Source organism: Gemmatimonadota bacterium, from assembly GCA_026705765.1.
Lineage (GTDB): Bacteria > Latescibacterota > UBA2968 > UBA2968 > UBA2968 > VXRD01.
In genome coordinates, this window is the sequence record JAPPAB010000002.1 from 1 (window position 1) to 25,141 (window position 25,141).

Sequence of the window (25,141 nt, forward strand, 5' to 3'; positions counted from 1 at the left end):
CGCTACAGATTTACTTCAAGATCAACATCTTGCGCGTGTCCAAAAATTCACCTGCGGTGATCCGGTAAAAATAAATTCCACTGGACACTGAACGCCCGAAGTCGTCCTTACTGTTCCACACCACGCGGTAACGACCTGCGGGTTTGAACGCATTGACAAGCGTGCGAATCTCCTGACCCAACACATTGTAGATTACCAGCTTGACCTGTTCACTTTGGGGTAGATCATAGGAGATAATGGTTTCTGGATTGAAGGGATTTGGCGCGTTCTGAGATAACGAAAATACCAGAGGCGTATCTTCTGTTTTCAAGACAGTGGGTTTTGTGCTACCCGTGCCACCACTGGACACAGACGTATATTCCGTAGTACCACCATATCTGCCCATGTTGATTGTTGAATTATCAGCCTCTGTCATGGTTGGATCACCTTCATCAATCAATTGTGAAGTAGCCCGAAGGTGAAAATCATCCCCATCTGCATCGACAAAGCTCGGATCATAAGTGTGATTGCCAGGATGGTCACTCCCACTGGGAGGGACAGACCAGTCGCTCAAATCACCGTGTAAGGCTATTGAGTTAGCATAGAAATCTGAGTATTTGACAGTGATATCAGGCGATTCTCGATAGTCAGCGTTTATACCAAAACTATTGTTGTCAATGATGGTGTTTTTGACGGTGAACCCATGATCGCTGATGCCGCTTGAAACCACTGATATGCCATAATAGTTGCCTGCGATTGTGGCGTTGACCAGATCCGTCTCATTTTCTTCACTGGAATGAGAGATAACGTCCAGACCGTTCGTGTTGTCGTGAAATAACACATTGTCCAGGGTCACTTCTAAGAACTGATTTTGATAATCGAGTTTGACGCCTGTATAATTGCCAATAAAATCGGTTTCTGCAATATCAACGTTCGTTATGATGCTGGTGCTCTGTTCAACATCCACACCGACTTTGGCATCATAAATCTGGCAATTCTGGAGGGTCAGAACGCCACCTGCCTCTACCTTGATACCACCCCAATCGTCTTTGCCAGGATTATAAAGGATGGGATCGTAGTCGATTATTTCTTCGGTTTCTTCGTCCCTGACCTCAATTCCGCCCCGCCAACCCTCTCCGCTGGGATCCGTGCCATCAGCCCTGAATGATGACCGAAAAATAATGGGATTCTGGATAGTACCGCTTGCATTTAAAGTGCCACCATTCTGCACAACAATTTCAGAGATGTTTGTGTCCAAACCCGACTCGTAAACATCTGTATCCGGGCGAAAGTTAATCACTGTTCCAGCCTGAATGGTCACAGTCACATCCCTGGGAATAACGACATCGCCAATGAGATAAATCTCGCCACTCCAGGTTGTGGTTGCTGGCACAGTGTGTCCTGTTAAAGGTGTGCCAGTTGCAGACAGAACATTGGCAATAAACTCACGCTCCCACTTATTGTGCTTATTCGTCGTAGCATTATATCCCCAATCCCCTTCCTTGCCATTTTCCCACAAACGCGCAGGATATTTCTGCCCATCCTCCCAGGGAATGGGTTCCGTGGGAGGATTACCAGACTTGTCCAGGGTGAAGTTTACCCCTTCAATATCAGGCCCCCCTCCAGGATCGGGAATCGTTGCACGATAAAACGACTGATAATATCCAACGGGATAATTGCCGCCAAAGTGTGATGATCCTTCCTCGCTCAACGCTTTGAAATATCTCGCCAATGTTCGAAAATCGTTCCAGTAAAGATGGTACACATTTCGATATGGTATGCTGCCAGCGATGTGGTATTGGATGACGACAGGTTTTCCATTTGTAAGGTCTTTGAGATCTTTAATATGCGCTGCACTTCCCCAAATATGGAGATCCGCAAGATTTGGGACCCAGATGTTATCTTCAGTTGTTGGATGCTGGGTCGTAGAGATTGTTTGTGTCTCCACTCCCATTGTGGCGACATCAATCGGATAATCGCCTGATGTCAAAGCGTTCCAATCGCACCCAAACTCTTTATAAGTCGTATTGCCGTCTCCTTTTGCACTAAAAATCCAGAGTGTTGGATATGAATCGATTGACAGTGAATCGCATACTTCATGGATTGTGCGCTGATAATTTTTCAGGATTAATGTCATTGTATCTGCCAAGGCATTAACCCGCTTTGTTTTAGAAGCCGCAAGATCATTGGGATCATCGGGATACCTGTATGTATAATACTCTTCGTTATATTCGAGATTAAAATGAAAGGCAGATATATCAAGACGGTCCCGACCGAGCCAATTTGCCAGCGAGTCTCGAAATGCGGACAGTGCAGTGTCCATTGTATCGCCAGGCCAGGGTGCTCTTTCACCTTCAGGTGAAGGTCTATCATCCGGAACGACAGTACCCCCTAATCCAATCATCAGTTTAAGATTGAGGGTATTTCTAACATATTTCATGTCAGAAGGTGATTCGGTACTCGATAACCGGATCACCTCAAATCCAGTCTGCGATACAGTGCGATTTTTCACCCACTGATTTCCAAGAAAAAAGATACGATCCCCCGGACCGATCTCTGTCACTGCTTCAACAGAAGAAATAGCATTTATCCCAAGAACCACACTGACCATAAGTAATCCACACAAAAGATGAAAAATCCCAAAAACGGATTTCAGCCTGTTACAACGCATTCTATTCTCCTTTTAAATTAAAATGATTGTTCTTTCAATAACCTTTTTCAAGGTTGCACAACTTTTGGTCCTTCTCGCAATATTCGCACACCCAGTTGTGGACTGCGTGAGGCAGTAGCAGCAGGAACAAACCCTGTAGAGCTTGCGTCCAACGCCCACGTATCATAACTGCCACCTTTTATATAACGTGTTGGATTTATTCGAGACCCGCGTCCACTTTGTGTCCACTCCCACACATTGCCATATATATCATAAAATCCCCACGGATTGGGCAATTTAGTACCGACTATTTGCGCGCTATCCACATTCTTGCCCCACCAGGCGTAGTTACTCAGAGAATCAGAGCTACTACCAAAGAAATAGCGGGTTGTTGCACCTGCTCGACTGGCATATTCCCATTCGTCTGAGGTTGGTAAGCGGTAGATGCCATCATCCTGAAGATCCGTCAACTTTTCCGCGAAATCTCGTGCCTCAGGCCAGGAAATATTGTAGGCAGGATAATCCAGTTCAGGAAAACCGTCCTCGTCCTCGTCTCTCCTGGGCCAATGCGAGGTGAGCATCACTTTCTCCCACTGTTGTTGCGTGAGTTCATATTTCCCAAGATAATAGCCGTTGGGAATTTCCATTGTACCAATGGCGTAAAAAATTTCTCCTGTAAATAGATCTCTCATGGGTGTTTCCGATCTAAGCGTGCCCGGTTCAACCCATATAAAGGCCATTTTAGCTCCGCCAGGCAGGTCAATTACCAGATCTCCTGCCTCGTGATTGGGGATGGGTTCTGGCTCTATTACTGGTCCTGTGCTCTTATTGCCACAACTCAGGATGCAAAACGCAAGCAGAATACACCAAAAGCACCTCATGCCAACCTCCGCTATTTAGCGGCTTGTCACATCGGTTTTCAATCCATTGACCAATCCGCGAAAGTCGCTCACCAACCAACTGTCGCCTACACGAAGCATTTGCAGTGTGAGTGAGCCAGGAGACTGGTCTTTGTAAGGGCTACTCAACCGCGTGGCGTGACCCACGATGTCATACTTCCACTGCGCTGTTACCGTGGCTGTTTGACCGTGATACTGTATGCTTACCAACTCAATCACGATACGCACATCTCGAGGTAAGCCATCAAACATGCTCAGAAAGGTCTTGCGAATCTCTCGACGCTCTGCCTCAGTATAATCTTGCTCGGCAGTTGTAGTCACCGCATGTCTTTCACTGAAGAATATAGAGCGGCGATCAATGCGCTGGGTGATGGTCCTGGTCGTGTCAGATTCACTCACGACAACAGAAGAGGTATCTTCTGAAGTTATGCCACCGGGAATATTGCCGGGACCTGGAGGCGTCGCTGTACTGTCAGTGGTTGAACCCACCGGTCCGGGCACTGTGCGGTAGCGGTCTTCTTCAATTGGTCCCGTCAATGCCCCCAACTCGAAATTTCTGAATTGTTTGACAAAGATTTTTGCGGTATGCCAGATGAGTCCTTCGTCGTAAATCTGTTGGGGTGACTTCTCACTATTGGGAAATTGTTCTGCGACCTGGGCAATCGCCTTTGCGCGAAAAGATTGTTGTGCATCGGCGGCCTGACTCAGCACAATGAATCCCAGAATGGGTATTGTCCATTGTTTCAAAAAACGGTTCATCTATAATCTCCTTGTTAGGGTTGTCCGTGTCAAAAAGTATTTATCCCGAATCTGATAGAGACCTGTATCCGTCCCCGCAAAGCACAGACGAACCATATCTATCATTCTATTGATCAAAGTCAGCTTGTGTCACGTTGTCGTTATCATGTTATCCTCCTCTCCCATTATTATCGCTTATGCTTTAAATAAATTATAGAAGCCTAACTCATTGTTCAGAAAATAGGCTACATTATTTAATTCTCTTTGTCGAGTATTTCCTTTCACACAATTCACACGTTTGTGGTACGCAGTGGTTAATGAGGTTGTGGCTATCAGTATATCCACGCGTCTAAAACAGCGATATACCATGAGCAAAAGGGAAAGAATGGCTGAAATAGAAACGCCCTTCCTTACTTCCATCGGGAAGCAAAGAAGGGCGAAATGCGAGGGTTTTTTGTGTTTACCAATCCGATCTTTGAAGTTATAGAGATCGGATTTATGGAGATTTATCTGCTGTGATTAAAATTTGATCGTCTCTTGTTTAGCTAAAAAAAGCACGCCCTGTTTAGAGCGTGCTTTCTCATTCCTATTTCTGAAAATATTACTCAACACCTGACACACGCAGCCGCATAAATGCCCGTCCCAGTGCTGCTTGTGCGCGTTCTACATCTACTTCTGGCGTGCGATTGTCCAGTCGCTCTCGTGCGCGGTCTCGCGCTGCGCGGGCGCGTTCTATGTCGATCTCATCGCCAAATTCGGCTGCTTCTGCGAGGATGGTTGCACCATCCCCCGATACATTGGCGAATCCGCCGCTGATGGCGAGGGTGCGCTCGGTTCCGTCTGCTTCCCGGAAGCCGACCCGACCAATGCCCAGTGCGGCCAGCAGGGGCTGGTGGCGCGCCAGTACGCCAAAGCTGCCGTCAACACCCGGTGCTTGAAAATGCTCAATTTCACCGGAGTACACGGTTTTTTCGGGTGTTACGATGTCTAATTGAAAGGTGGCCATTTTTTTATAGCGTTTTTGCTTTTTCCACTGCCTGCTCAATTGGTCCGACCATGTAAAATGCCTGTTCGGGCAGGTCGTCGTGTACGCCTTCGACGAGTTCTTTAAAGCCGCGTACGGTGTCTTCTATGTTTACGTATTCTCCGGGAATACCCGTGAACACTTCGCCCACTGTAAAGGGCTGTGTCAGGAATAGCTGGATGCGGCGGGCGCGTGCGACGACGATGCGGTCTTCGTCCGATAGCTCGTCGATGCCCAGAATGGCGATGATTTCGCGCAGGTCTCGGTATCGCTGCAGGATCTGCTGCACCTGTTGTGCCACATCGTAGTGTTCGTCGCCTACGACGCGGGGGTCGAGGATGCGCGATGAAGATGCCAGTGGATCCACTGCGGGATACAGTACCTGATCGGCGAGGGCGCGGTCGAGCACGATGCGTCCGTCGAGGTGCGAAAATGCCGTGACTACGCCGGGGTCGGTGTAGTCGTCGGCGGGTACATAGATGGCCTGGACAGATGTAATAGATCCCGTTTGCGTGGTGGTGATGCGCTCTTGCAAGCCGCCCATTTCGGTTGCCAGGGTCGGCTGATATCCCACGGCCGATGGCATGCGGCCCAATAGTGCGGATACTTCTGCGCCGGCGAGAATAAAACGGAAGATGTTGTCGATGAATAGCAATACGTCCTGGCCGTGTTCATCGCGGAAATTTTCCGCCATTGTCAATCCGGTCAGTGCCACGCGCTGGCGTGCGCCGGGCGGTTCGTTCATCTGGCCAAAGACCATGGCGGTTTTGTCGATTACGTCGGCTTCGATCATTTCGAGCATCAGGTCATTGCCTTCGCGCGTGCGCTCGCCCACGCCAGCAAATACGGAGTATCCGCCGTGTCCCGAAGCCACGTTGTTGATGAGTTCTTTTAAGACCACGGTTTTGCCTACGCCCGCGCCGCCGAACAATCCCAGTTTACCACCGCGGGCAAACGGGCAGATCAGGTCCATCACTTTGATGCCGGTTTCGAGCAGTTGGTCGGATGTCACCTGTTCTTCGTGTTCGGGTGGGTCGCGGTGCAGGGGCAGTCGCGGCGTGTCATTGGGCACCGGACCCTTGCCGTCGATGGGGTCGCCAATCACGTTGAACAAGCGTCCCAAGACATTTTCACCTACGGGCACTGTGATTGGTCCACCCGTATCCACTACTGCGGTGCCGCGCACCAGTCCGTCTGTGGAATCCATTGCAACACAGCGCACCATGTTTTCTCCCAGGTGTTGCTGCACTTCGAGCACCAGACGGGGATCCGTACCTTCGACTTCTAACGCATTGTATATGGGGGGCAGGTCGCCTTCAAATGCCACATCGATGACAACGCCCACGATTTCTTTGATCATACCCTGGTTCATAATTGGCCTCTCCACTACTGGGCAACGGCTTCGGCGCCGCCGATAATATCCATCAGTTCCAGTGTAATTGACGACTGACGTTCTTTGTTCATTTCGCGGGTTAGTTCTTCGATTACGTCACCCGCGTTTTTGGTCGCATTGTCCATTGCGCGCATCCGCGCGGCTTGCTCACCGGCGTTGGATTCCAGGAGGGCGCGCCATACCTGGAAATTTACATGACGCGGGACCAGTGTCTCCAACAACACTTCCGGCGATGGTTCGAATAAATAGACACCTGCTGCTTCGCCTTCGCTGGGTGCAATGGGCAATAATTGTTCTGATACGGGCTGTTGTTGTGCGACTGAGACAAAGGCATTGTAAATGAGCATCACGCGATCGACTTCACCCGATAAAAACCGGTTTACCGCGTCTTCGGCGATTGTTATGGCCGAGGCAAAGGACAGGTCGCGAAATACATCTTCATAGTCATTGAGTATATCGCAATTGCGATTTCTGAAAAAACTGCGTCCTTTGCGTCCCACTGCAAGTATGCCATCATCGGGGGACATGTCATTGAATGCGTGGCGGCAGGAGTTGGTGTTAAAACTGCCGCACAAACCGCGATCAGAGGTCAAGACAATGAGCGCTGTGCGGTCGATCACGCGTTCTGTCATCAGCGGATGTGAAAGCGATTCCATGCCGCTGAGTCGCTGTAAAACGCGATCGAGTTGCTGTGCATAGGGCCGCGCAGCCGCAATGGCTTCTTGTGCCCGTCGCATGCGAGCCGCGGCCACGAGTTGCATGGCGTTGGTCACGCTCTGGATATTGGTGATGCTTGCAACGCGCGTTCTCAGTTGTCTTAGGGTTGCCACATCCGATCCTTTGTTCTCTTATACCGATACGCGGAAGCCGCGTTTGAAGTTCTCAATTATTTCTGTGAGCTTTTCGGCATTTTCGTCGCTCAAGTCTTCGCTTTCGCGGATTTCTTCCATCAACTCACTGTGGCCTATGTGCGCCAGCAATTCTCGCTCGAAGCGCCGCACGTCTTCGGTGGGCAGATCATCGACCAGATTGGCGGCGAAGAGTGCCACGGTGAGTTCTTCCAACGACATTGGGGAATACTGATCTTGTTTGAGGATTTCGATTAGTTTTTCGCCGTGGTTCAGCAAGTTCTGAGTTGAGGCGTCCAGGCCTTCTGTGCCGAACATCGCAAAGGCTTTGACTTCGTTGTAGCGCGAGATGTCGGCTTTGATGGTTCTGGCAACGGCTTTCATCGCGCTCGTCTGTGCCGAACTGCCCACGCGCGATACCGAGGCGCCCACGTCCATGGCGGGGCGGATACCCGCGTAGAACAATTCGGGTTTGAGCAGGATTTGTCCGTCGGTAATCGATATTACATTGGTGGGCACAAAGGTGGAGACATCGCCTTCCAGAATTTCAATGACGGGCAATGCGGTGAGCGAACCCGCGCCCTGTTCGTCGCTCATTTTGGCGGCGCGCTCGAGCAGACGCGAATGCAAATAAAATACGTCGCCGGGATAGGCTTCGCGGCCCGGCGGGCGGCGCAATACCAGGGACATTTCGCGGTAAGCCCACGCCTGTTTGGACAAATCGTCGTAAATAATCAGCGCGTGTTCGCCCTTGTCGCGGAAATACTCGCCCATTGAGCAACCCGAATAGGGTGATAGGAATTGAAGTGGGGCGGGTTCACTGGCTGTGGCCGATACGACAATGGTGTATTCCATTGCGCCATTGGCTTCCAGTTCGGCTACGACTTTGGCAACTGTAGAGGCTTTTTGCCCAATGGCGACATAGATGCACTTTACGTCGCTGTCTTTCTGGTTGATGATGGTATCGACGCCTATCGCCGTCTTGCCCGTTTGCCGGTCGCCGATGATCAGTTCGCGCTGCCCCCGCCCGATTGGCACGGTTGAGTCGATTACTTTTAATCCGGTCATCAGGGCTTCGGTTACGGGCTGTCGCTCGATGACGCCGGGTGCCTTGCGTTCAATGGGTAGTGTTGCTTCGGGGTTGATTGGGCCTTTGCCGTCTATTGGCATGCCGAGTGGATTTACCACGCGGCCCAGGAGGGCTTCGCCCACGGGCACTTCGGCAATGCGTCCGGTGCGTTTGGCCTCGTCGCCTTCGCGGATCAATGTGTCATCGCCAAATAGCACACAGCCCACGTTGTCTTCTTCGAGGTTGAGCGCCATCCCCATAATGCCGTTGGGAAATTCGACCAGTTCACTGGTCTGCACATTGCCCAGCCCCTGTACGCGGGCCACGCCATCGCCCACCTGCTGGACGGTGCCGCTTTCATAGACGTCTATTTCAGTCCTGGAGTCCAGGATCTGCTGTTTGAGCAGTGCCGAAATTTCGTCGGGGCGAATCTGCAAATTCGTCGCCATGTTTTGCCTGCCTTCTCTAAAAGCAACCACAGATAAACACCGATGAACACGGATGGTTGCGGTGTTGCACATCCCGAAATACCTGCAAGGGATGTACTGCTTTAGCAAGTTAATCAGACACGAGGCGCTGTCGCAACCGATTGAGTTGCGTGGCCAGCGTGCCATCAAATACACGGTCGCCGAGCCGCACCACAAACCCGGCCTTTAATTGTTCGTCTATTGTGGTTTCCAATCGCACCTGTTTGCCAGAATAGGTCGAGAGTTTTGCAATTAATTGCGTTTCCTGCTCAGAGGACAGGGGCGCAGCGACCGTCACCTGCGCCGTGGCCTGACCGCGCCGGTCTTCCAATACGGATAGGAAGTCCGACAATATCTCGGGCAGTACGCGCTCGCGGCGATTGTCGCAGAGCAGCAGCAAAAATCTGAGGGTTATGTCCTCAATTTTTCCGGCGAGCAAATTGTTCAATACCGCGCGCTTTTGTTCGGATCGCATCATGGGGTCTGCGACAAATCCCCGCAGGTCTTCCGAGGCGTGCAATAAGTCCAATAATGCCTGTACATCGGCTTCAACCCGATCCAATACCCCGCTGTCTTGCGCGGCATCGATCAATGCGCTGGTGTATCGGATGGAAACGGCGGATTGGCTCACAAAAAACTCCGAACTCAGGAATGTTCTGGCATGCGGTTGATGAAATCATCTACGATTTTTTTGTTGTGCTCATCGTCCAAATTTTCCTCCAGCAATTGTCCGGCAGCGAGAATCGCCAGTTCGGCTGTTTGCTGACGCAATGTCTGAAGGGCCTGATTGCGCTCTTGTTGTATGGTGCGACGCGCCTGTTCGAGAAGCTGTTGGGCGTCGGCTTCGGCGCGTTCTTGCACGTCTCGAGCGACTTGTTCGGCGTCTTCGCGCGCTTTGTTAATTGCAGCCTGAGCTTCTGCCTGCGCCTGTACGAGTGCCTGTTTGTTCTCTTCGGCGGACCTTTCAGCTTCGGCACGCGCTTTATCGGCTTGCTCGAGTGCTTCGCGGATGCGCGTTTCTCGCTGGTCGAGTGCCGATAATAACGGTCCCCAAACAAATTTCTTCAAGACGAGCAATACGAGCACAAATGTGATGAGCGTCCAGATAATCAAGCCGGGGTTTGGACTCAACAAATCCATTGTTATGTCTCTCTTTCACCGCGTTTGGTTCGCGCGGTTTATTTGAATACCAGCAATACGCAGATGACCACGCCGAACAATGCCACACCTTCGACCAGTGCCGCAGCAATGATCATCGTTGACCGAATATCGCCAATTGCTTCGGGTTGACGAGAGATGCCTTCTACTGCACCTCGACCAATTTGACCGATGCCCACGCCAGCACCCAGTGCGGCTAACCCAGCACCAATACCAGCGGACAAATAACCGTAAGCTTCAGCGCCAAGACCTTCCACAGTACTCCTCCTTGTGAATTGATACAATCAATGCTCCTGGTGAATACACAGGCCCACAAACAGGGCGGTCAGGAGCGTGAATACATAAGCTTGAAGAAAACCTATGAAAATTTCCAACATGTACATTGCCAATGCAAAAGCAATGGCAATGGGGGCGACAAAATAACCGAGAATAAAAATGATGCCGATCAGAGACAATATTACGACGTGACCGGCCAGCATATTGGCAAAGAGACGAATGCACAGTGCAAATGGTTTGGTCAAGAGGCCCAGAAATTCCAGCGGGATCATGAGCGGCAGCAGTGCAATTGGCAAATTGGGGGGGATCAAGCCTTTGAAAAAGCCGAACAGGCCGTTGTGTTTGATCCCGGCTCCGAGCATCATTGCAAACGAGATGCCCGCCAGTGTGGCTGTTACATTGATATTGCCGGTTGCGGTTTGTCCAAAGGGTATTAATCCCAATAGATTGCAGAAGAGGATAAAGAAAAAGACCGTCATTAAAAACGGCATGTATTTCGGCCCGTCCCGCTCTCCCAGGTTGGGCACGGCGACGTCGTCGCGGATAAATATGGCGATGGCTTCAATCGCATTGGCAAAGCCCGAGGGTATGAGTCCGCGTCGTTTTGTGGAAATAATGAGGGTGAGAATGAGTAATAGCGAGGCGACCCACATCATGACCAGGTGGCCCGTAATGGACATATCAACGCCAAAAAGCTCAATATGGGGTAAAGGGATATGGAGTGGACCGAGATGTAGCTCGTGATGGTCTGTGATATGCTCGAGGATGAAACTGCCGCTGCTTTGCTCCTCTGCCTGTGCTGCCATCCGTCAGACTCCTGAATTATTGGCTTTGTCGGGCGGACGCCCTACGAAGAACCGAATCTCTAAAATCTGAAATACTACGTAAAATAAAAATAGTGAAAGAGTCAAGCTAAAAACGTGAAGTTTAACTAATTTTAGTGCGACAAAAAAGAAAATCAGTACAATAATTAGGCGAATCCCCATTCCACCGAATACGACGGTCATAAATGTGCGATTATCCCGGCGCATGCCCCACAGTGCGAGATAGGCACCAGCGAGTGCATTTAGCGTGCAGATTGCACAACCAACGCCTGCGGCAATGAGTACGTCAGTTCCTTTCCAAAGGTAGAGGGGGTAGCCTCCGAGGACCCAGAATACCAGCAGGACGATGGCAATTTGTTTGACAAAAGATCTCACGGGTCTTCCTCCGATTTGCGGTCCATTTTTAAGACGGCTTTGAAGAAGTGGTAAAATCCCGCGGCAATGCCTACCAGGCCACCGATTAAGGTCCACAGGGGCGCGGTGTCGAATTTGCCATCTGCCCAGTGTCCGGCGAATACACATAGCAATATTGTGGCGATGAGTTGAATGCCCAGGGTTAAATAGGGGCCTACACTGCGATAGGCCTGGGCGAGGGATGAGGGTTTGTCTGGGGGATGTTTTTTCATTTTGGATTACCAATGGTGAACCGAGTGCCCGCTGCCGGGGAACCAGATGGTATCTACTGTTGCCGAGATTGCCACGCCGAGGATGAATCCGACGAGGATACCGAGAAATAAGGGCTGGCCTTTGCGGTATAGGGCGATGCCGCCAATTTGCAAGATGAGCAATTTGCACAGCCATACGAGAAAGATGGTGAAGATCGTTCCCCGCACGGCCTGGGTTTCCATGATGGCGAATCCAACCGGGTGTAAGGGCCACCAGGATACGCGATACCGCAAGAATGTCAATAGCGCCATTCCGGCTGCGCCAAAGCCGAAAAAGCCTATTCGATTCCAGTCGGGTGGGTTAAAGGTTTGCATCTGTCGGATCCAGTAGTCGAAGATCCGCGGGTGTGTGCGAAATTCAAATGCTCTAAAGTTATATGCGCCTGTTTCATAGCCCAAATACAGTGTGAATGCTACTGATGAGATGGCGGCTGCTATGCCGGCTAATACGAGGGCTATTGCGACCATGCGTTTGCGTCCTTTTATGGCTGCCGTGATCCACGAGCAATGCGCCATGCTGGCCATGGCGAGGCTTTTGGCGTCTGTAAAATACGCGAAGGAGAACGCAAAATTTGCCATGCTCGCCGCCGGGATATTCGCCGAGCCGAGGGTGTAGAGGGCGAAGGTTGGGGGCATCATGGAGCCGCGCAAATAGACCAGTCCGCTTTCGGCTATGACGCGGGCGATGCCCACATATAATATGCCCATGCCGATTAAGAAGGGGATAATTACATACCAGGCCATGCCCGCGGTGTGTAGCCATCCGATGATGAATAATAATCCGGTCAGGCCACCTATGCCCGCGGTGCGGTAGGACATGAGTTCTTCGGCGTCGTCTAATTTTTTTCGCCCTCTGATGGCCTGCCAGACGCCTTTGAGGTGTTCGCGTCCCATCCACAATCCCAGGCATAGCATACATGCGAGTGCGCCAAATGCCTGCCACGCATTGGCCGCGTGTGTTGAGGACCACAAGCCGGGTGTTCCAATGGTGTATCCGATGCGGTTAAAGGTATAGACTTCGGCTACGACGAGTAAGTAAAAAAACCAGATGGAGAATAGTACTTCCAGGCTGGTCCAGTAGGCAAATCCCGCGATGAAGAATTGTATGCCGATATAGAAGTACCGATCTGGAATGTATCGGCTGATGTGCAAAAATGTGACGCCGTCGCCCGCGCGGGTGATTGGTATTTTGGGGAAGTCGGGCATGAAATACGACAGGATATTCCAGCATATTACGGTGAGTGGGATTGCCATGCCGATCCAGAATGCCGGGCGTCCTACGAGGGGGGGCCATATTTTTTTGCTTTCTTCTCGTACGAGTTCCAGTGCGACCTGTGCCGCGGGAAAGGGTAGTTTTTCGTGTTCGGACCACTGGCGTCGCAAAATTACGGCGATGCACAAGCAGGTCCAGATGATTGCGCCTGCAAATGCAAACCACCAGAATAGGGGGACGATCCAGACTTCCCACGGTATTGCATGGCCGGGTGGCAGGCCTTCGAAGAAGAGACGCATGGCGCCGTTTTCATCTGTGGGGAATAACCAGCGGGGCAAGTGGGGATGGAGAAATTCGGACCACCGATTTTGTGCCGAGGCAAAATAATAGGGGGTTGCGAGGTGCCCCATGATCAGGCCGGTGAAGTTCATGAGGGGGAATAATGCGCCCACCAGTCCCATGGAGAAGACGATGGCCATTTCGAGGGGGGAAAATGCGGCGCGGGGCCAGAATTTTCGCAGGAGTACGTTCAGCCCCAGGGATAGCACTACAAATGGGATCATGAGTGCCATCGCCATGTAGCTGAATACCATCTGGTTGATGTGGATGACATATAGCCCGTAGATGGGCCAGGTGTTCACGCTTATGACGAGTCCCAATCCCAGCAAGACACAGCGCGCGGTTACGCGGTCGCGATTGGGCAAGGCTTCGGTGTTGTTTACGGGTTGCGCGAGTGCCATGAGATGCAGTGCTCCTGAATAGATCTATCTCTCTTCACTCAGCGTTAAGCGCAAGATCACATCGGGCTGGTTGAGGACGACGTACACTGCGCCGTCTGGCCCGGATATAGCCTCGCGCACCCGTCCCGCGTTTTTGAGGATCACTTCTTCGTGCAGGACGCGGTCTCCGTCAACGGAGAGTACCCGTACATCTTCGTATTTTAAGGATGCTACGAGCAATTTGTTTTGCCATTTGGGGAACATAGTGCCCTGGTAAAAGTTGATGCCGCAGATGGCGATTGAGGGTCGCCAATAAAGGGTTGGTTGTTCCATTCCGGGTTGGCTGACGCGGTCGGATACGATTGTGCCGTTGTAGTTGAGGCCGTAGGTGATTTCAGGCCATCCGTAGTTTTTTCCTCTGGCTACGACGTTTAGTTCGTCACCGCCCATTGGTCCGTGTTCGCCGTCCCATATTTTTCCGGTGACCGGGTTGACTGCCATGCCCTGGGGATTGCGATGGCCATAGGAATAGATGGTTTTGAGGGCGCCTTCCTGGCTCATAAAGGGATTGTCTTTGGGGATGCGTCCGTCTGTGTGGATGCGGTGGACTTTGCCGTTTGGTCGGGTCAAGTCCTGTGCCTGGTTTTGCAAGCCCCGGTCTCCTATTGCAAAGTAGAGGTATCCGTTTGCGTCGAATACGATGCGGGTGCCGTAGTGATGCCGGGTTATGAGATAGGTTTCATGCGGGGCTTCGTAGATTACTTGTTGGTTGACCCAAGTGTTATTCTCTATGTGACCGCGTACGATGCGGGTCATTGCAGGGGATCGGCGCTGTCCTTCGCGGTGGGCGAGTTCATGGCTGTAGGCGAGGTAGATCCAGCCGTTTTCAGGGTAATTGGGGTCTATTGCCACGTCCATTAATCCGCCCTGTCCTTCGTGAACCACCTGGGGCGTTCCCGCAATGGGATCGAGGAGTTTTCCGTTTTTTACCATTCGCAGCGTGCCCGGACGTTCGGTAATGAGTGCTGTTTGTGGGTCGATAAAGTCGATTCCCCAGGGGATTTGCAGGTCCTGTACCCAGATATCGACATTTATGTCGTAGTCGAGTGTTTGTACAAAGTCGGGTGGCGGGGGTTTGGGTTGGCCCACTTCTTTTTCCATCTGTTCGATAAAATCCACGATCATTGTGATCTGTCTGTTTGTGAGCTGTTTTTCATAGCCGGGCATGCCCAGTTCGGTGAGTCCGTTTTTGATGTTGCGGATGCGGTAGCCGCGTCCGTCTCCGTATTTCCAGATGCCATCCACCATGCTCGGTGCATTGCCCCCTCTCAGGTCGGGACCGTGACACTGCGCGCAGTATGTCGCGTACAGGGCTTTTCCGTCCTGTGCAAATGCAGGGTGATGTACGAAGCTCAAGATACAAATTACAATAAGATGTCTCATGCGGGTTCTCCAATTTGGAAAATCAGGATAAGAGGGGCGCGAGTTCGCGGGCGAGCAGTTGTTCGAGGCTGGGGGTGATGTGCCAGAAGTCGCGCATGGTGCAATACTCCCGAACGAGGGCTGGATCGCTTGTTCGGGCGATTTTTTTTGCGCGGATGAGGATGTTTTTAGGCGTGTGTTTGGAGTCGATGAATTCGATGAGTTCGGTGCGATAGCCCAATATGCGCAGGAGTTGTGCGCGGCAGGCGTCGGTGAGGATGTCGGCGGTGCGCCCTTTGAGGATGCCGTGCGCCATTACGGGTGCGAAGACAGATGCGTCGAGTTGTGGGCGCAGTTCGTGCTGGCAGCAGGGGGCTGCGAGGATGACAGGGCTGTTCCACTGTACGGCGCGGGCAATGGCGTCGTCGGTTGCGGTGTCGCAGGCGTGCAGGCTAAAGACGATGTCGGGTGGTGTTTGGGGGGTGAAGTCGGCGATGCTGGAATTGTGAAAGGCGAGGTTTGTCCAGCCGAGGTCACGGGCGAGGGTGCGACATTTGGCGATGAGGGATGGGTTGTGATCAATGCCGATGAGTCGCGCGGGGATGTTCTGTATGTTGTTCAGGTAGTGATACGCTGCAAATGTGAGATACGCGTTGCCGCAGCCGCAGTCTATGAGGGTGAGGGGGCGTTTCGATGCTGGTATGACGGGTTGTAAGTGGTGGAGAAAGGCGTTGATTTGTTTGAATTTGTCGCGCATGGATGCGCGCACGCACCCGTTGTGATCCATGATGCCGAGGCCCTGTAGAAAGGCGTCGGGTCGGTTGTCGGATAGGGGGTGGTGTTTGACGCGGTTGTGCGAGAGAGTGGGTTTGATGTTTGGACGCGAGGGTTTTGCGCGTTTGAATAGTGCGCGGCCTTTTTTTGTGATGCGAATGTGGAGGTCTTCGTGGCTATTTTGTACGTGGATTTGTGCGAAGGGCAAGGCGAGTAGTTCGCCGAGCGCGGCGTTCGCGTCGGCCAGTGGGATGTTTTCCGTGATGTCTTGCCTGCGGCTATATCGCGCGATCTGGAGGTGGGGCGCGTTTTTGATCTGAACCTTGCGGACGGCGATTTTGTTATAGGTTGTGCCGCGACGCGGATGGCTCAGGGTAAGCCTGAGAAAGGTTTCGGGGTTTGATACCGCATTGAGGATGGCGGTTTTGTAATCGGTTTTGGACGTGGACATTGAATTGTGCTTGCGCGAGGGATTAGGGTCAATTTGAGCTGGTATAGATAAAATATACACAGGGAAGGAAAATTTGACAGGTGATTTCTCTTGGCGATTCCCAAAAGTCGCGCCATTCTTTTTCAAATCCTTCGCGTTCGGATTCAATATTGATGTTGAGCAGAGGTATTTTGATGAGATCAAATAGGTTATAACTCGCGTCGCATATACCGACGCCACAGATCGGCGGCGATGTCCACGGGGCTGGATTGAATGCCGTAGCGTGAGAAGTATTGACACACGCGTTCGACATCGCGGACGAGGAGAGAAAAAGCACTGGGATTGTCGAAGGGGTCAACAGCTTGCGGAAAGTCGATGACGGTAATGGCCCCATTCCAATAGAGGATGTTAAAGGCCGATAAGTCACCATGGATGCTGTCGCAGGAGAGGAAGATTTCAACGTTTTCAATGCAGCGGTCAAAGAGCGGTCGGGCCTCTTCGGGTTTGAGGCGCACTTCTTGAAGCAGAGGTGCAGCAGAATAGCGGTCGCCGATGTACTCCATGAGCAGGGTGTTGCCGGATAATTCAAAAGGTTGGGGTACGTCGGCACCTGCATTGTAGAGCATTTGCAGGGTGCGAAATTCGTGTTTGAGCCAGGCGCGATCTTCTACGGCTTTACCGGTGCGGGTTTTCTTTTTGAGAGCGCGAAGGTAGCGTTTGTCGGAGGTGATGTGTCGGCCTTGCTGGTATTGGGCGTAATTTTTCATCGCGCGGTTGCGGCGGAGACGATAAATTTTGGCGGCAATGAGGTCCACCCCCATACCAGGAGATGCTTTGCAACAATAGACCTGCGCTTCTTTGCCACCTTTGACGCGATAGAGAACGCCTGAAAACCAGCCGTCTTCTTGAAAATTTTTGAGGGCTTTTCCGACCCATTCTTCTTCAAATTTCTGAGTACTGAATTGAAATTCAACTTCTTCGGGATTGTTCATGTTGTGCTCCAAAAGAGTGAAAGGTTATTTTCCACGATTTTGGATGCACTTTTAATCTGTGGTTATCGGTGGTTACATCTCACGTCTCATTACACCGCATACGCGATTGATCCGTCCTCTCGTCTGGGTGTATTGACTTTGGTCAAGGGGGCAAAGGGCGTGTCGGGGATTTTGGCGTCGTCGAGTTCGACGCCAAGGCCAGGGGCTTCGGGAAGGGGGATATAGCCGCCTTCGCGTTTGTGCGCACATTTGTACACGGCGTTGCGTTCGCTTTCGTCGTTTTTGGAGTATTCCTGGGTGATGAAGTTGGGGATGCTGGCGTCGAGGTGAAGGGATGCGGCTGTGCCCAGGGGGCTGAGAAAGTTGTGGGTGACGACCGCGCAGTGATAGGATTCGGCAATGGCGGCGATTTTCTTGCAGTGGGTCAGGCCTCCTGCCAGAGCTATGTCCGGGCGCACGTATTGGGGTCCGCCGTGTTCGAGGAGTTCGCGAAATTCCCATATCGAGGTGAAGCGCTCGCCATTGCCCAGGGGTACGGGGATGCGTTTGGCGATTTCAGCCTGGGTTGTGATGGTGTCTATCTGGATGGGGTCTTCCATGAAGTAGAGGTGATAGGGGATGAGGGCTTCGCCCAGGGCTACGGCGACCATTGGGGTGAGTTTGCGGTGGACTTCTACGATGAGATCTACATCGGGTCCGGCACCTTCGCGGGCAGCGGCGACGATTTCGACGGCGTTTTGTATGATGCGAGATTGCGCTTGGTTCTGGTATCCGGCTGTGATGGGATCAAATTTGATGGCGGTGAAGCCTTCGGCAACAGCGGCTTTTGCGTTTTCATACATTTGTTCGGGTGTGGGACCACCCGCGAGGAGGTGCAGGCGAATTTTGTCGCGGCAGTTGCCGCCGAGGAGTTCCCAGACCGGGACTTGAAAGTGTTTGCCTTTGATGTCGTACAGGGCGATGTCCATTGCGCTGACTGCGCCGCAAAGTGCGGTGCCGCGAAAGGGCGCCATGCGGTAGAGGTGCTGCCAGTGGTGTTCAATGCGCATGGGATTTTGTCCGATGAGGTATTCTTTGAAGACTCTGGCGATGGCTTGGATGGCTTCGGGATAGCCCCAGCAAGCAGAGGTTCCAATGCCGGAGATGCCGGTGTCGGTGGTGAGGCGGACGACATAGCTATTGCCGAGCAGGAAGTGTTCGACCTGGTCGATTTTCATGGATTAGCTCCTTGTATTCAGGTGTGGAATTGGTCACAACTTGGGTTATATTACGCGATGAGACGATAATGGGCAATAGAATACGAGGAGGGTGAGATGTCGAATTTGCGTTTTGCAGCAGAGAAGGAACGGCGAGTTGCTCTTATTACGGGAGGAGCACGGGGTATTGGTGGGGCAACGGCGGTCCGGATTGCGGAGGAGGGACGGGATGTTGTTATTGCCGATGTTTTGGCAAGAGAGGGGGTGGAGATGGTTGAAAAGATTGAGGCTTTGGGACAGGAGGCGTTGTTTGTGGAGACCGATGTGACGGATGAGTCCGCTGTTCAGGCGTGTGTGGCACAAGCGGTTGCGCGTTTTGGGAGGCTGGATATTCTGGTGTGCTGTGCGGGTGTTTTGGGATGGGAGAAGCCGTTTTTTGAGCAGCCTGTGGCGCAGTTTGATAAGGTGATGCGTATCAATGTGTACGGGGTTTATCATTTTCACCAGGCGGCAATTCCCCATATGCTGGAAGGGGGTTGGGGGCGCTGTGTGACGATTACTTCGGGTGCGCGCAATGGCAGTCCAAATCAGGTGCCTTATTCGGTGTCGAAGGGGGCGGTCTATTCGTTTATCGGCGCGTTGGGCAATGCGTATTGCAAACAGGGTGTGTTTGTCAATGGGGTGGAACCGGGGCGGGCGTTGACGGAGATGGTGGTGCCGAGGTTTTCGCCCGAGTATATTGCCAGTCCTCCGGGGCAGGCGATGGGGCGGTATTCAGATCCGGAGGAGGTGGCCGAGGTGATTGAGTTTTTGTGTTCTGAGCGCAATACTTATACGTCGGGTTCGGTGTGGAGTGTGAAGGGGGGGAGAGGGTAGGGGTCAGGTTACAGATGCATGCCATTCGTTGAGGCGGGTGAGGAGGTCGCTGGTGAGGTCGGGTTCGTCGCCCGCGATGTTGGTGGTTTCGTTGGGGTCGGTGTCGAGGTTGGCGAGATGTATTTCGTTGCCGTCGAGGAGGAGTTTGTAGCGGTCGCGTTGTATCACACGGGTGTTGCCTTTGGGTCCTTGTGTCCAGAAGAGGTCGCCGTGCGGTGAGGGGACGTTGTCGGCGATCATGGGGAGAATGTCTGTGCCGTCGAGGTTGTATTGTTCGGGATCGCCACCTGCGGCGGTGAGGATGGTGGGGAAGATGTCCATGCCGATGCCGATTTCGTCGATGGTTTTTCCGCCCTGTACGCGCTCGGGCCAGCTCATGAGGGTGGGGACGCGAATGCCGCCTTCCCAGAGGGTGCCTTTGTGTCCGCGCAGGCCCCCTGTGTCGCCGCCGGGATAGGGGAGGTCTGTGCCGTCGGTCCAGTTGCGCGGTTCGCGCGAGGGGCCGTGATCGGGTTGAAAAAAGATGCAGGTGTTGTCAAAGAGGTCCAGTCGCTCGAGTTCGTCGAGGATTTTGCCGATGGCGTCGTCCATGACGGTGAGCATGGCGGTCATGAGTTGTCGCGAGCGAGATAGGTGTGCATAGCGTTCCATGTATTCTTCTGGCGCGTGCAGGGGATAGTGCGGGGTGTTGAAGGGGATGTACATGAAGAAGGGTCGTCCATCGTTTTTGGCTTTTTGGATGTATTCAATGGCTTTGTCGCGCATGAGATCGACGAAGTAGGTGCCGTTGTGATACACTTCTCTTCCGTCTTCCCAGAGGTCGTGCCGCGCCTGGTTTTTCGAGGATAGTGCCCAGTAGAAGATGTGCGAGTAGTAGTCAATACAGCCGTTGGTGAAGCCAAACCAGTGGTCAAAGCCGTGGTTGTGCGGCAAGAAGGGTTCGCGGTTGCCCAGGTGCCATTTGCCCGACATGTAGGTTTGATAGCCCAGTTTTTTGAGTGCTTTGGGTATGGTTGGCAAGTCCGGTGACAGGCCGTCGGCAGTTACGCCTACGTTGCCGGGAATGCCCGCGGCGATGGGATAGCGTCCGGTGAGTATGCCGCAGCGCCCAGCGGAGCAGATGGGGGCATTGGAATACCAGCGGGTGAGTTTGGCGCCCCGAGATGCGATGCGGTCAAAGTTGGGGGTTTGGAAGTCGGTCGCGCCCATGCAAGAGAGGTCGCGGTGTCCCTGGTCGTCGCTCATGAATACGATGAAGTTGGGTTTGTCAGACATGGAGATTCCTTTTAAGACGTTTGGGTGTCTCGAAATCGCTTTGCGATCTGTTCGGGCGAGGCTGTGCCGGTTGTGCCGATTTGTTGTATGGTGATAGATGAGGCTAATACGCCGATTTGGGCAGCGTCGGATAGTGATGCGCTGGCACAAAGTGCGGAGACCACGGATGCGGAGACGCTGTCGCCTGCGCCCACAATGTCGATGGGGGATGGAACTTTTATACCGGGAATATGCGTGAGGTTTTCGTTGTTGGCAACGAGAATGCCGTCGGGCCCAAGGGTGATGAAGACGGGTTTGCCGGTGCGCTGAGAAAAGATGCGGGCACATTGGTTGAGGTCGCGTTCTCCTGTGGCGTGTATGGCTTCGTCGCGGTTGGCTTTGAGGATGATATTTTTGAAGTTGGTGATGCGGGTGCGGGAGTCGGCAAAGCAGACGGTGTTGGGATGGGTTTTGGAGAGGCTTGCGAGTTCGGCGATGACGCGATCTGTGAGTACACCGCAGTTGGGTTCCTGTACCTGGTCGAGGGCTATGACGCCATCTACGAGGGGGAGGAGGTTGTGCAGGGTTTTGATGAGTTGATTTTCGAGGTCGAGGGGTAGTGGCGTTCGATTTTTTATGTCCAGGCGTTCCATTTCAGCGCCTGTTTTTTTGTTTATGGGTTTGGTATAAGTCGGGGTAAAGCGGTCGGGTGTTTCGATGAGGTGGGTGATATCTACACCCGTGGCGCGCAATCCCTGTTTGAGGTCATAGCCCTGACCGTCGCGACCGATTATGCCCAGGGCATAGATGTGTCCAATGCCGAGGGCGCAGAGGTTGGAGGTGATGGTGCCGGCTGCGCCGGGCTGGTTGCGAATGGCGACTATTTGGTGCGCTTCAAGGCCAGTTTCGATGGATGTTTCGGCGAGGTCGGGGTCGGTGATGAGATAGCGGTCGAGGAAGTAGTCGCCGATGACGAGGATGGCGAGGTTGCGGAATTTGGAAAGGATGTGGTTCAGGGTCTTGAGGGTCATGTTGGGGAAGTGTGAAGTAGGAAGTGTGAAGGGGGGCTTTCTCCCTTCTTACTTCATATCGTGGTGTAGCCTGAAGTAGGCGTGGTGACCATATGTATCGAGGCTGCCTTCAAGGCGGAGGATGATGTGTTGCGTATGCATGCCCGCGCGAATCCGCAGGGCAAGGTCCCGATTGTGTTGCATGCCTTCGACTGCAAGGCCGAATAACGAATCTCTATGCAAGCCGACGCCGATCCGTTTGTGCCTGTTTTGTAGGCCGACAAATGGCGTTGCAACTAATTTATCGCCCAACGGCACGCCATAAGCTATTTCGGTGGATACGCGGTTAGATACATGGCGTTCTGAGTTGCGACCAGATGCGATGTCGCTCATGTCGGGCTTCGACCACAGGGTAAGTGCGCTGCCAGATGCGTCGCCCCATGTTGGCGATATCCGAAGCGATAGCCCTTCGCCTGATGGGTTTGGAGATAGGCGGATTGTGCCCGAGCCGCCCCATTCTTCATAACTGCCTTCCTGGTGTGCTATGAGGCCGCGTACCCGACCCTCAATCGTCAGACCCAGCGAGGTCAATACATAGCGCATCCCGGCTCCAATTTCTATCCCCATGCCCGTGTCTGCATCGCCGCCATCATACCGCATTCCCACCTCGGCCAATGGTTGCAGTGATCCCCCGGCGATCCAGAGTACGTGTGATCCTTCTAATAATACGCGTGCGCGGCTCGCAGTACCCTTGTTTTCCAGCAAGTCCCTCAGATCATCCGCATTTGCGCGCGATAGCATCATATCAGACGCCAGTGATAATGAGAATCCGTCATGATAGGTCGATCCGATTAAATCGGTGCGGGTACCAATGGCTCCCATGACCATGTTTGCGTCTGTCTCTAATTGCTTGATGCCTTCGAGCGATAGGGGCAGATCGCCTCCGGCGTAGCCCAGCATTCCCCATACAGAGAATCGGTTTGTCAGTGCGAGGCGCGCCCAGGGGTAAATACCCGTTAGTGTTGTCTCTACGGACCATTCGTCGCGGGTATTGGCTATGGTGCCCAGTATGCCATCGCCCATGGCGTAGGATAGGACAAGCCCGCCCTGGAAACTGTTATCTCCATAGTCGATGCCCAGCATGACCGATGTTACGTCGCCTTCTACTGTCTGATCGTCGTCGGTGCCACTAAAGCGCGTTGTTGCGCCCCGGCCCCACACTGCCCATCGAGGTTCGCTATGCGGTCCCATTGTGCCAGACAGGGCAAATGATGTGCTCGATATTATTTGCTTCAATATCTCTTTGTTTTGATCACTCTGCGCGGCCTCAATGCTGAATCTCATTGGGGATTCGCCCGGGATCAGTGCCGGATTAAAAAATAGTCCGTTATAGTTCATCTCGTGCAGGTTGTATCCGCCGATTACCACATGGTTGGTGCCCACGTGTCCCCTCACGCGTTCGCGCACGGTTTCGATTACGTGATTTGATGCTGTTCGCCCAAATCGCGCCAGCCATCCGTCTAATTTTATCACGCGGGGTTCCTCTGGTGTAATAATTGCTGTCCATGCGCTTTCCAATTCTTCGGGATAGCCCAGGTCGTCGGTGAAGTTGACCCGAACTTTTAGCTGGCGGTCAACATCGGTTATTGTGATTTGGTATGTCACACCCGTGGCGCCGATGATTTCGGTTTCCACACTGCCTACCAGACGGATCCACTGATAGGTGTACGATACATTGGTGAGGCCATTGGCATCCTGGATGTTAGAGATGTCCGCGGTTAGTGTTTGACCTGCTTGCGGTGTGCCGGTGATTGTTGGGGTGCCTGTGGCTGGCGAGTTCGGGGGCAGGTCGTTGTCGTTGACGGTTATGCTCGCCGCGGATGGTGTGCCCATTGTGTAGCCTGTTCCAGCTTGTAGTGCTGCGGTTATTGCGCTGGCTTCTTCATCTGTATTGTCGTCGGCTGTTGCGACGGTTAGAGTGGTCTGGTTGGTGCTGATGGTGATGGTCGTGGGCGGTGTGCCGCTGATGACGTTGCCGGTTTCACTGATGTTCACGTTGATGGTCAGTTCGGCTATGGGTGCAGGGGTCACTGTGATTGTGAATGTGGCAGCCGTGCCTTCGGTGATGGTTGTGGTACTTGTCGAGATTGTTACGACGGGCACTACTGGTGCCGTGACGATTGCTGTCAATTCGCTTTCCAATTCTTCGGCGTTGCTGGCATCATCGGTGAAGTTTACCCGAATTTTTATCCGGGAACCAATGTCGGCTGTTGCGGCTTCGTATGTCGCACCTATGGCGCCTGAGATTTCGGTTTCCACACCGCCGATTACGCGGATCCACTGATAGATGTAGGTGACATTTTCGAGGCCGTCGGCATCCCGGATGTTCGAGACGTCTGCTGTTAGTGTTTGGCCCACTTGAGGTGTGCCGATGATTGTTGGGGCGCCTGTGGCTGGATTGTTGGGGGCAGCGTCGTTGTCGTTTACGGTTACGCTCGCTGAGGATGGATCGCCCACTGTGTAGTCTGTTCCTGCCTGTAGTGTCGCGGTTATTACACTGGCTTCTTCATCTACATTGTCGTCTTCTGTTGCGACTGTGAGAGTAGCGGTGGTCTGGTTGGCGTTGATGGTGATGGTCGCGGGCGGTGTGCCGCTGATGACCTTGCCGGTCTCGGTTATACTCAGGTTCACGGTCAGTTCGGCTGTGGGTGCAGGGTTTGCTGTGATTGTGAAGGTTGTAGCCGTGCCTTCGGTGATGGGTGTGGTACTTGCCGAGATGGTTACCTGTGGGACCGGTGCTTCGCGGGTGACTGTGATGGTGTAGGTCACCTGGGTGGTGCCGTCTTCGGCTGTGACTACTACTGTGATGGTGTTTTCGCCTTCGACAAGTGATACGTCCAATGTGGTCGCGGTCTGTCCGTTGATGGTTATGGTTGCACCCGGATTATTGGCTATTGCTGTAACCGTTATGGTCGAGTCCTCGTTTGCTACTGAGACGGTGTAGTCCAATGTCTTTGGATCGAATGCCGGGTTCAGCACGCCGGGGTTGATGGTCAAGCTGCTTAGCGTTGCGTCTATCGATGGGGCACCGCGGTTGACTGTGATGGTGTAGGTCACTTGGGTGGTGTTGTCTTCGGCTGTGACTGTTACCGCCATGTCCATCGTGTCACCGGTAAATGGCGCGTTCGATGTGGTCGTGGTCTGGCCGTTCCATTGTCGATTGGAAGACGGGCGATACTATGCCCGGCCGCGAGACACTGCGGCA

Annotated in this window: 22 protein-coding genes; 1 reads left to right on the top strand and 21 read right to left on the bottom strand. The window is 52.9% G+C overall.

The genetic code is table 11. The features are described from left to right. Positions 1-10: 10 nt before the first annotated feature. From OXH16_00205 to OXH16_00290, 18 genes are all read right to left on the bottom strand, one after another. Positions 11-2,302 carry a T9SS type A sorting domain-containing protein gene (locus OXH16_00205; protein MCY3679785.1) on the bottom strand — a complete coding sequence of 764 codons (2,292 nt, stop codon included), beginning with the start codon at positions 2,300-2,302 and terminating at the stop codon, positions 11-13. 395 nt (positions 2,303-2,697) lie between these two features. Further along, on the bottom strand, positions 2,698-3,510 hold the full coding sequence (locus OXH16_00210; protein MCY3679786.1) for a formylglycine-generating enzyme family protein: 813 nt from the start codon (positions 3,508-3,510) through the stop codon (positions 2,698-2,700). A gap of 15 nt (positions 3,511-3,525) precedes the next feature. After that, a complete protein-coding gene (locus OXH16_00215; protein ID MCY3679787.1) occupies positions 3,526-4,287 on the bottom strand; it encodes a hypothetical protein in 762 nt (253 codons plus the stop codon). A gap of 580 nt (positions 4,288-4,867) precedes the next feature. Further along, on the bottom strand, positions 4,868-5,272 hold the full coding sequence (locus OXH16_00220) for a F0F1 ATP synthase subunit epsilon (protein ID MCY3679788.1): 405 nt from the start codon (positions 5,270-5,272) through the stop codon (positions 4,868-4,870). 4 nt (positions 5,273-5,276) lie between these two features. After that, the gene (gene atpD, locus OXH16_00225) at positions 5,277-6,662 is read right to left on the bottom strand and encodes a F0F1 ATP synthase subunit beta (protein ID MCY3679789.1); all 1,386 of its coding nucleotides are present in this window, start codon (positions 6,660-6,662) and stop codon (positions 5,277-5,279) included. A gap of 14 nt (positions 6,663-6,676) precedes the next feature. Continuing rightward, positions 6,677-7,513: an ATP synthase F1 subunit gamma gene (atpG, locus tag OXH16_00230; GenBank protein ID MCY3679790.1), complete on the bottom strand. Its 837-nt coding sequence runs from the start codon at positions 7,511-7,513 to the stop codon at positions 6,677-6,679. Positions 7,514-7,531: 18 nt separating this feature from the next. Further along, positions 7,532-9,049, bottom strand: coding sequence for a F0F1 ATP synthase subunit alpha (atpA, locus tag OXH16_00235; GenBank protein MCY3679791.1), 1,518 nt, complete (start codon positions 9,047-9,049; stop codon positions 7,532-7,534). Between the two features lie 109 nt (positions 9,050-9,158). Continuing rightward, positions 9,159-9,698 (bottom strand): ATP synthase F1 subunit delta, encoded by a 540-nt coding sequence (gene atpH, locus OXH16_00240; GenBank protein MCY3679792.1) that lies wholly within the window; start codon positions 9,696-9,698, stop codon positions 9,159-9,161. Between the two features lie 14 nt (positions 9,699-9,712). Continuing rightward, positions 9,713-10,207: a F0F1 ATP synthase subunit B gene (atpF, locus tag OXH16_00245; GenBank protein ID MCY3679793.1), complete on the bottom strand. Its 495-nt coding sequence runs from the start codon at positions 10,205-10,207 to the stop codon at positions 9,713-9,715. A gap of 38 nt (positions 10,208-10,245) precedes the next feature. Beyond that, positions 10,246-10,482: an ATP synthase F0 subunit C gene (atpE, locus tag OXH16_00250; GenBank protein ID MCY3679794.1), complete on the bottom strand. Its 237-nt coding sequence runs from the start codon at positions 10,480-10,482 to the stop codon at positions 10,246-10,248. Positions 10,483-10,509: 27 nt separating this feature from the next. Then, complete coding sequence (atpB, locus tag OXH16_00255; protein MCY3679795.1) at positions 10,510-11,307, bottom strand: F0F1 ATP synthase subunit A; 798 nt, start codon at positions 11,305-11,307, stop codon at positions 10,510-10,512. Positions 11,308-11,310: 3 nt separating this feature from the next. Then, entirely contained in the window at positions 11,311-11,700 is a 390-nt protein-coding gene (locus OXH16_00260; GenBank protein MCY3679796.1) for an ATP synthase subunit I, read from the bottom strand. Continuing rightward, positions 11,697-11,951, bottom strand: a complete 255-nt coding sequence (locus OXH16_00265) for an AtpZ/AtpI family protein (GenBank protein MCY3679797.1) — start codon at positions 11,949-11,951, stop codon at positions 11,697-11,699. Before OXH16_00265 ends, OXH16_00260 begins: the two co-directional genes overlap by 4 nt. 6 nt (positions 11,952-11,957) lie before the next feature. After that, a complete protein-coding gene (locus OXH16_00270) occupies positions 11,958-13,943 on the bottom strand; it encodes a hypothetical protein (protein ID MCY3679798.1) in 1,986 nt (661 codons plus the stop codon). A 24-nt stretch (positions 13,944-13,967) separates the two neighbouring features. Beyond that, entirely contained in the window at positions 13,968-15,365 is a 1,398-nt protein-coding gene (locus OXH16_00275; protein ID MCY3679799.1) for a PQQ-dependent sugar dehydrogenase, read from the bottom strand. Positions 15,366-15,387: 22 nt separating this feature from the next. Beyond that, the gene (locus OXH16_00280; GenBank protein MCY3679800.1) at positions 15,388-16,569 is read right to left on the bottom strand and encodes an SAM-dependent methyltransferase; all 1,182 of its coding nucleotides are present in this window, start codon (positions 16,567-16,569) and stop codon (positions 15,388-15,390) included. A gap of 188 nt (positions 16,570-16,757) precedes the next feature. Next, entirely contained in the window at positions 16,758-17,540 is a 783-nt protein-coding gene (locus tag OXH16_00285) for a hypothetical protein (GenBank protein MCY3679801.1), read from the bottom strand. An 89-nt stretch (positions 17,541-17,629) separates the two neighbouring features. After that, complete coding sequence (locus OXH16_00290; protein ID MCY3679802.1) at positions 17,630-18,757, bottom strand: mandelate racemase/muconate lactonizing enzyme family protein; 1,128 nt, start codon at positions 18,755-18,757, stop codon at positions 17,630-17,632. A gap of 96 nt (positions 18,758-18,853) precedes the next feature. On the opposite strand from OXH16_00290, the gene OXH16_00295 reads away from it, so the two are divergent. Beyond that, complete coding sequence (locus OXH16_00295) at positions 18,854-19,612, top strand: SDR family NAD(P)-dependent oxidoreductase (protein MCY3679803.1); 759 nt, start codon at positions 18,854-18,856, stop codon at positions 19,610-19,612. A 3-nt stretch (positions 19,613-19,615) separates the two neighbouring features. Here the strand turns inward: OXH16_00295 and OXH16_00300 are convergent, their stop codons facing one another. The 3 genes from OXH16_00300 to OXH16_00310 are packed head-to-tail and all read right to left on the bottom strand — an operon-like array spanning position 19,616 to position 25,038. Next, a complete protein-coding gene (locus tag OXH16_00300) occupies positions 19,616-20,887 on the bottom strand; it encodes a sulfatase-like hydrolase/transferase (GenBank protein MCY3679804.1) in 1,272 nt (423 codons plus the stop codon). A gap of 11 nt (positions 20,888-20,898) precedes the next feature. Beyond that, positions 20,899-21,897 (bottom strand): PfkB family carbohydrate kinase, encoded by a 999-nt coding sequence (locus OXH16_00305; GenBank protein ID MCY3679805.1) that lies wholly within the window; start codon positions 21,895-21,897, stop codon positions 20,899-20,901. 48 nt (positions 21,898-21,945) lie between these two features. After that, on the bottom strand, positions 21,946-25,038 hold the full coding sequence (locus OXH16_00310) for a cadherin-like beta sandwich domain-containing protein (GenBank protein MCY3679806.1): 3,093 nt from the start codon (positions 25,036-25,038) through the stop codon (positions 21,946-21,948). Positions 25,039-25,141 lie beyond the last annotated feature (103 nt).

What these genes read in the sequence shown, in the direction of transcription:
- OXH16_00270 (MCY3679798.1), bottom strand. Translation starts at nt 13,943, where the DNA reads ATGGCACTCGCGCAACCCGTAAACAACACCGAAGCCTTGCCCAATCGC.
- OXH16_00300 (MCY3679804.1), bottom strand. Translation starts at nt 20,887, where the DNA reads ATGTCTGACAAACCCAACTTCATCGTATTCATGAGCGACGACCAGGGA.
- OXH16_00275 (MCY3679799.1), bottom strand. Translation starts at nt 15,365, where the DNA reads ATGAGACATCTTATTGTAATTTGTATCTTGAGCTTCGTACATCACCCT.
- OXH16_00290 (MCY3679802.1), bottom strand. Translation starts at nt 18,757, where the DNA reads ATGAAAATCGACCAGGTCGAACACTTCCTGCTCGGCAATAGCTATGTC.
- atpF (MCY3679793.1), bottom strand. Translation starts at nt 10,207, where the DNA reads ATGGATTTGTTGAGTCCAAACCCCGGCTTGATTATCTGGACGCTCATC.
- atpB (MCY3679795.1), bottom strand. Translation starts at nt 11,307, where the DNA reads ATGGCAGCACAGGCAGAGGAGCAAAGCAGCGGCAGTTTCATCCTCGAG.
- OXH16_00220 (MCY3679788.1), bottom strand. Translation starts at nt 5,272, where the DNA reads ATGGCCACCTTTCAATTAGACATCGTAACACCCGAAAAAACCGTGTAC.
- OXH16_00310 (MCY3679806.1), bottom strand. Translation starts at nt 25,038, where the DNA reads ATGGACATGGCGGTAACAGTCACAGCCGAAGACAACACCACCCAAGTG.
- OXH16_00265 (MCY3679797.1), bottom strand. Translation starts at nt 11,951, where the DNA reads ATGAAAAAACATCCCCCAGACAAACCCTCATCCCTCGCCCAGGCCTAT.
- atpA (MCY3679791.1), bottom strand. Translation starts at nt 9,049, where the DNA reads ATGGCGACGAATTTGCAGATTCGCCCCGACGAAATTTCGGCACTGCTC.
- OXH16_00305 (MCY3679805.1), bottom strand. Translation starts at nt 21,897, where the DNA reads ATGACCCTCAAGACCCTGAACCACATCCTTTCCAAATTCCGCAACCTC.
- OXH16_00215 (MCY3679787.1), bottom strand. Translation starts at nt 4,287, where the DNA reads ATGAACCGTTTTTTGAAACAATGGACAATACCCATTCTGGGATTCATT.
- atpD (MCY3679789.1), bottom strand. Translation starts at nt 6,662, where the DNA reads ATGAACCAGGGTATGATCAAAGAAATCGTGGGCGTTGTCATCGATGTG.
- OXH16_00295 (MCY3679803.1), top strand. Translation starts at nt 18,854, where the DNA reads ATGTCGAATTTGCGTTTTGCAGCAGAGAAGGAACGGCGAGTTGCTCTT.
- OXH16_00205 (MCY3679785.1), bottom strand. Translation starts at nt 2,302, where the DNA reads ATGGACACTGCACTGTCCGCATTTCGAGACTCGCTGGCAAATTGGCTC.
- OXH16_00210 (MCY3679786.1), bottom strand. Translation starts at nt 3,510, where the DNA reads ATGAGGTGCTTTTGGTGTATTCTGCTTGCGTTTTGCATCCTGAGTTGT.
- OXH16_00280 (MCY3679800.1), bottom strand. Translation starts at nt 16,569, where the DNA reads ATGTCCACGTCCAAAACCGATTACAAAACCGCCATCCTCAATGCGGTA.
- OXH16_00285 (MCY3679801.1), bottom strand. Translation starts at nt 17,540, where the DNA reads ATGAACAATCCCGAAGAAGTTGAATTTCAATTCAGTACTCAGAAATTT.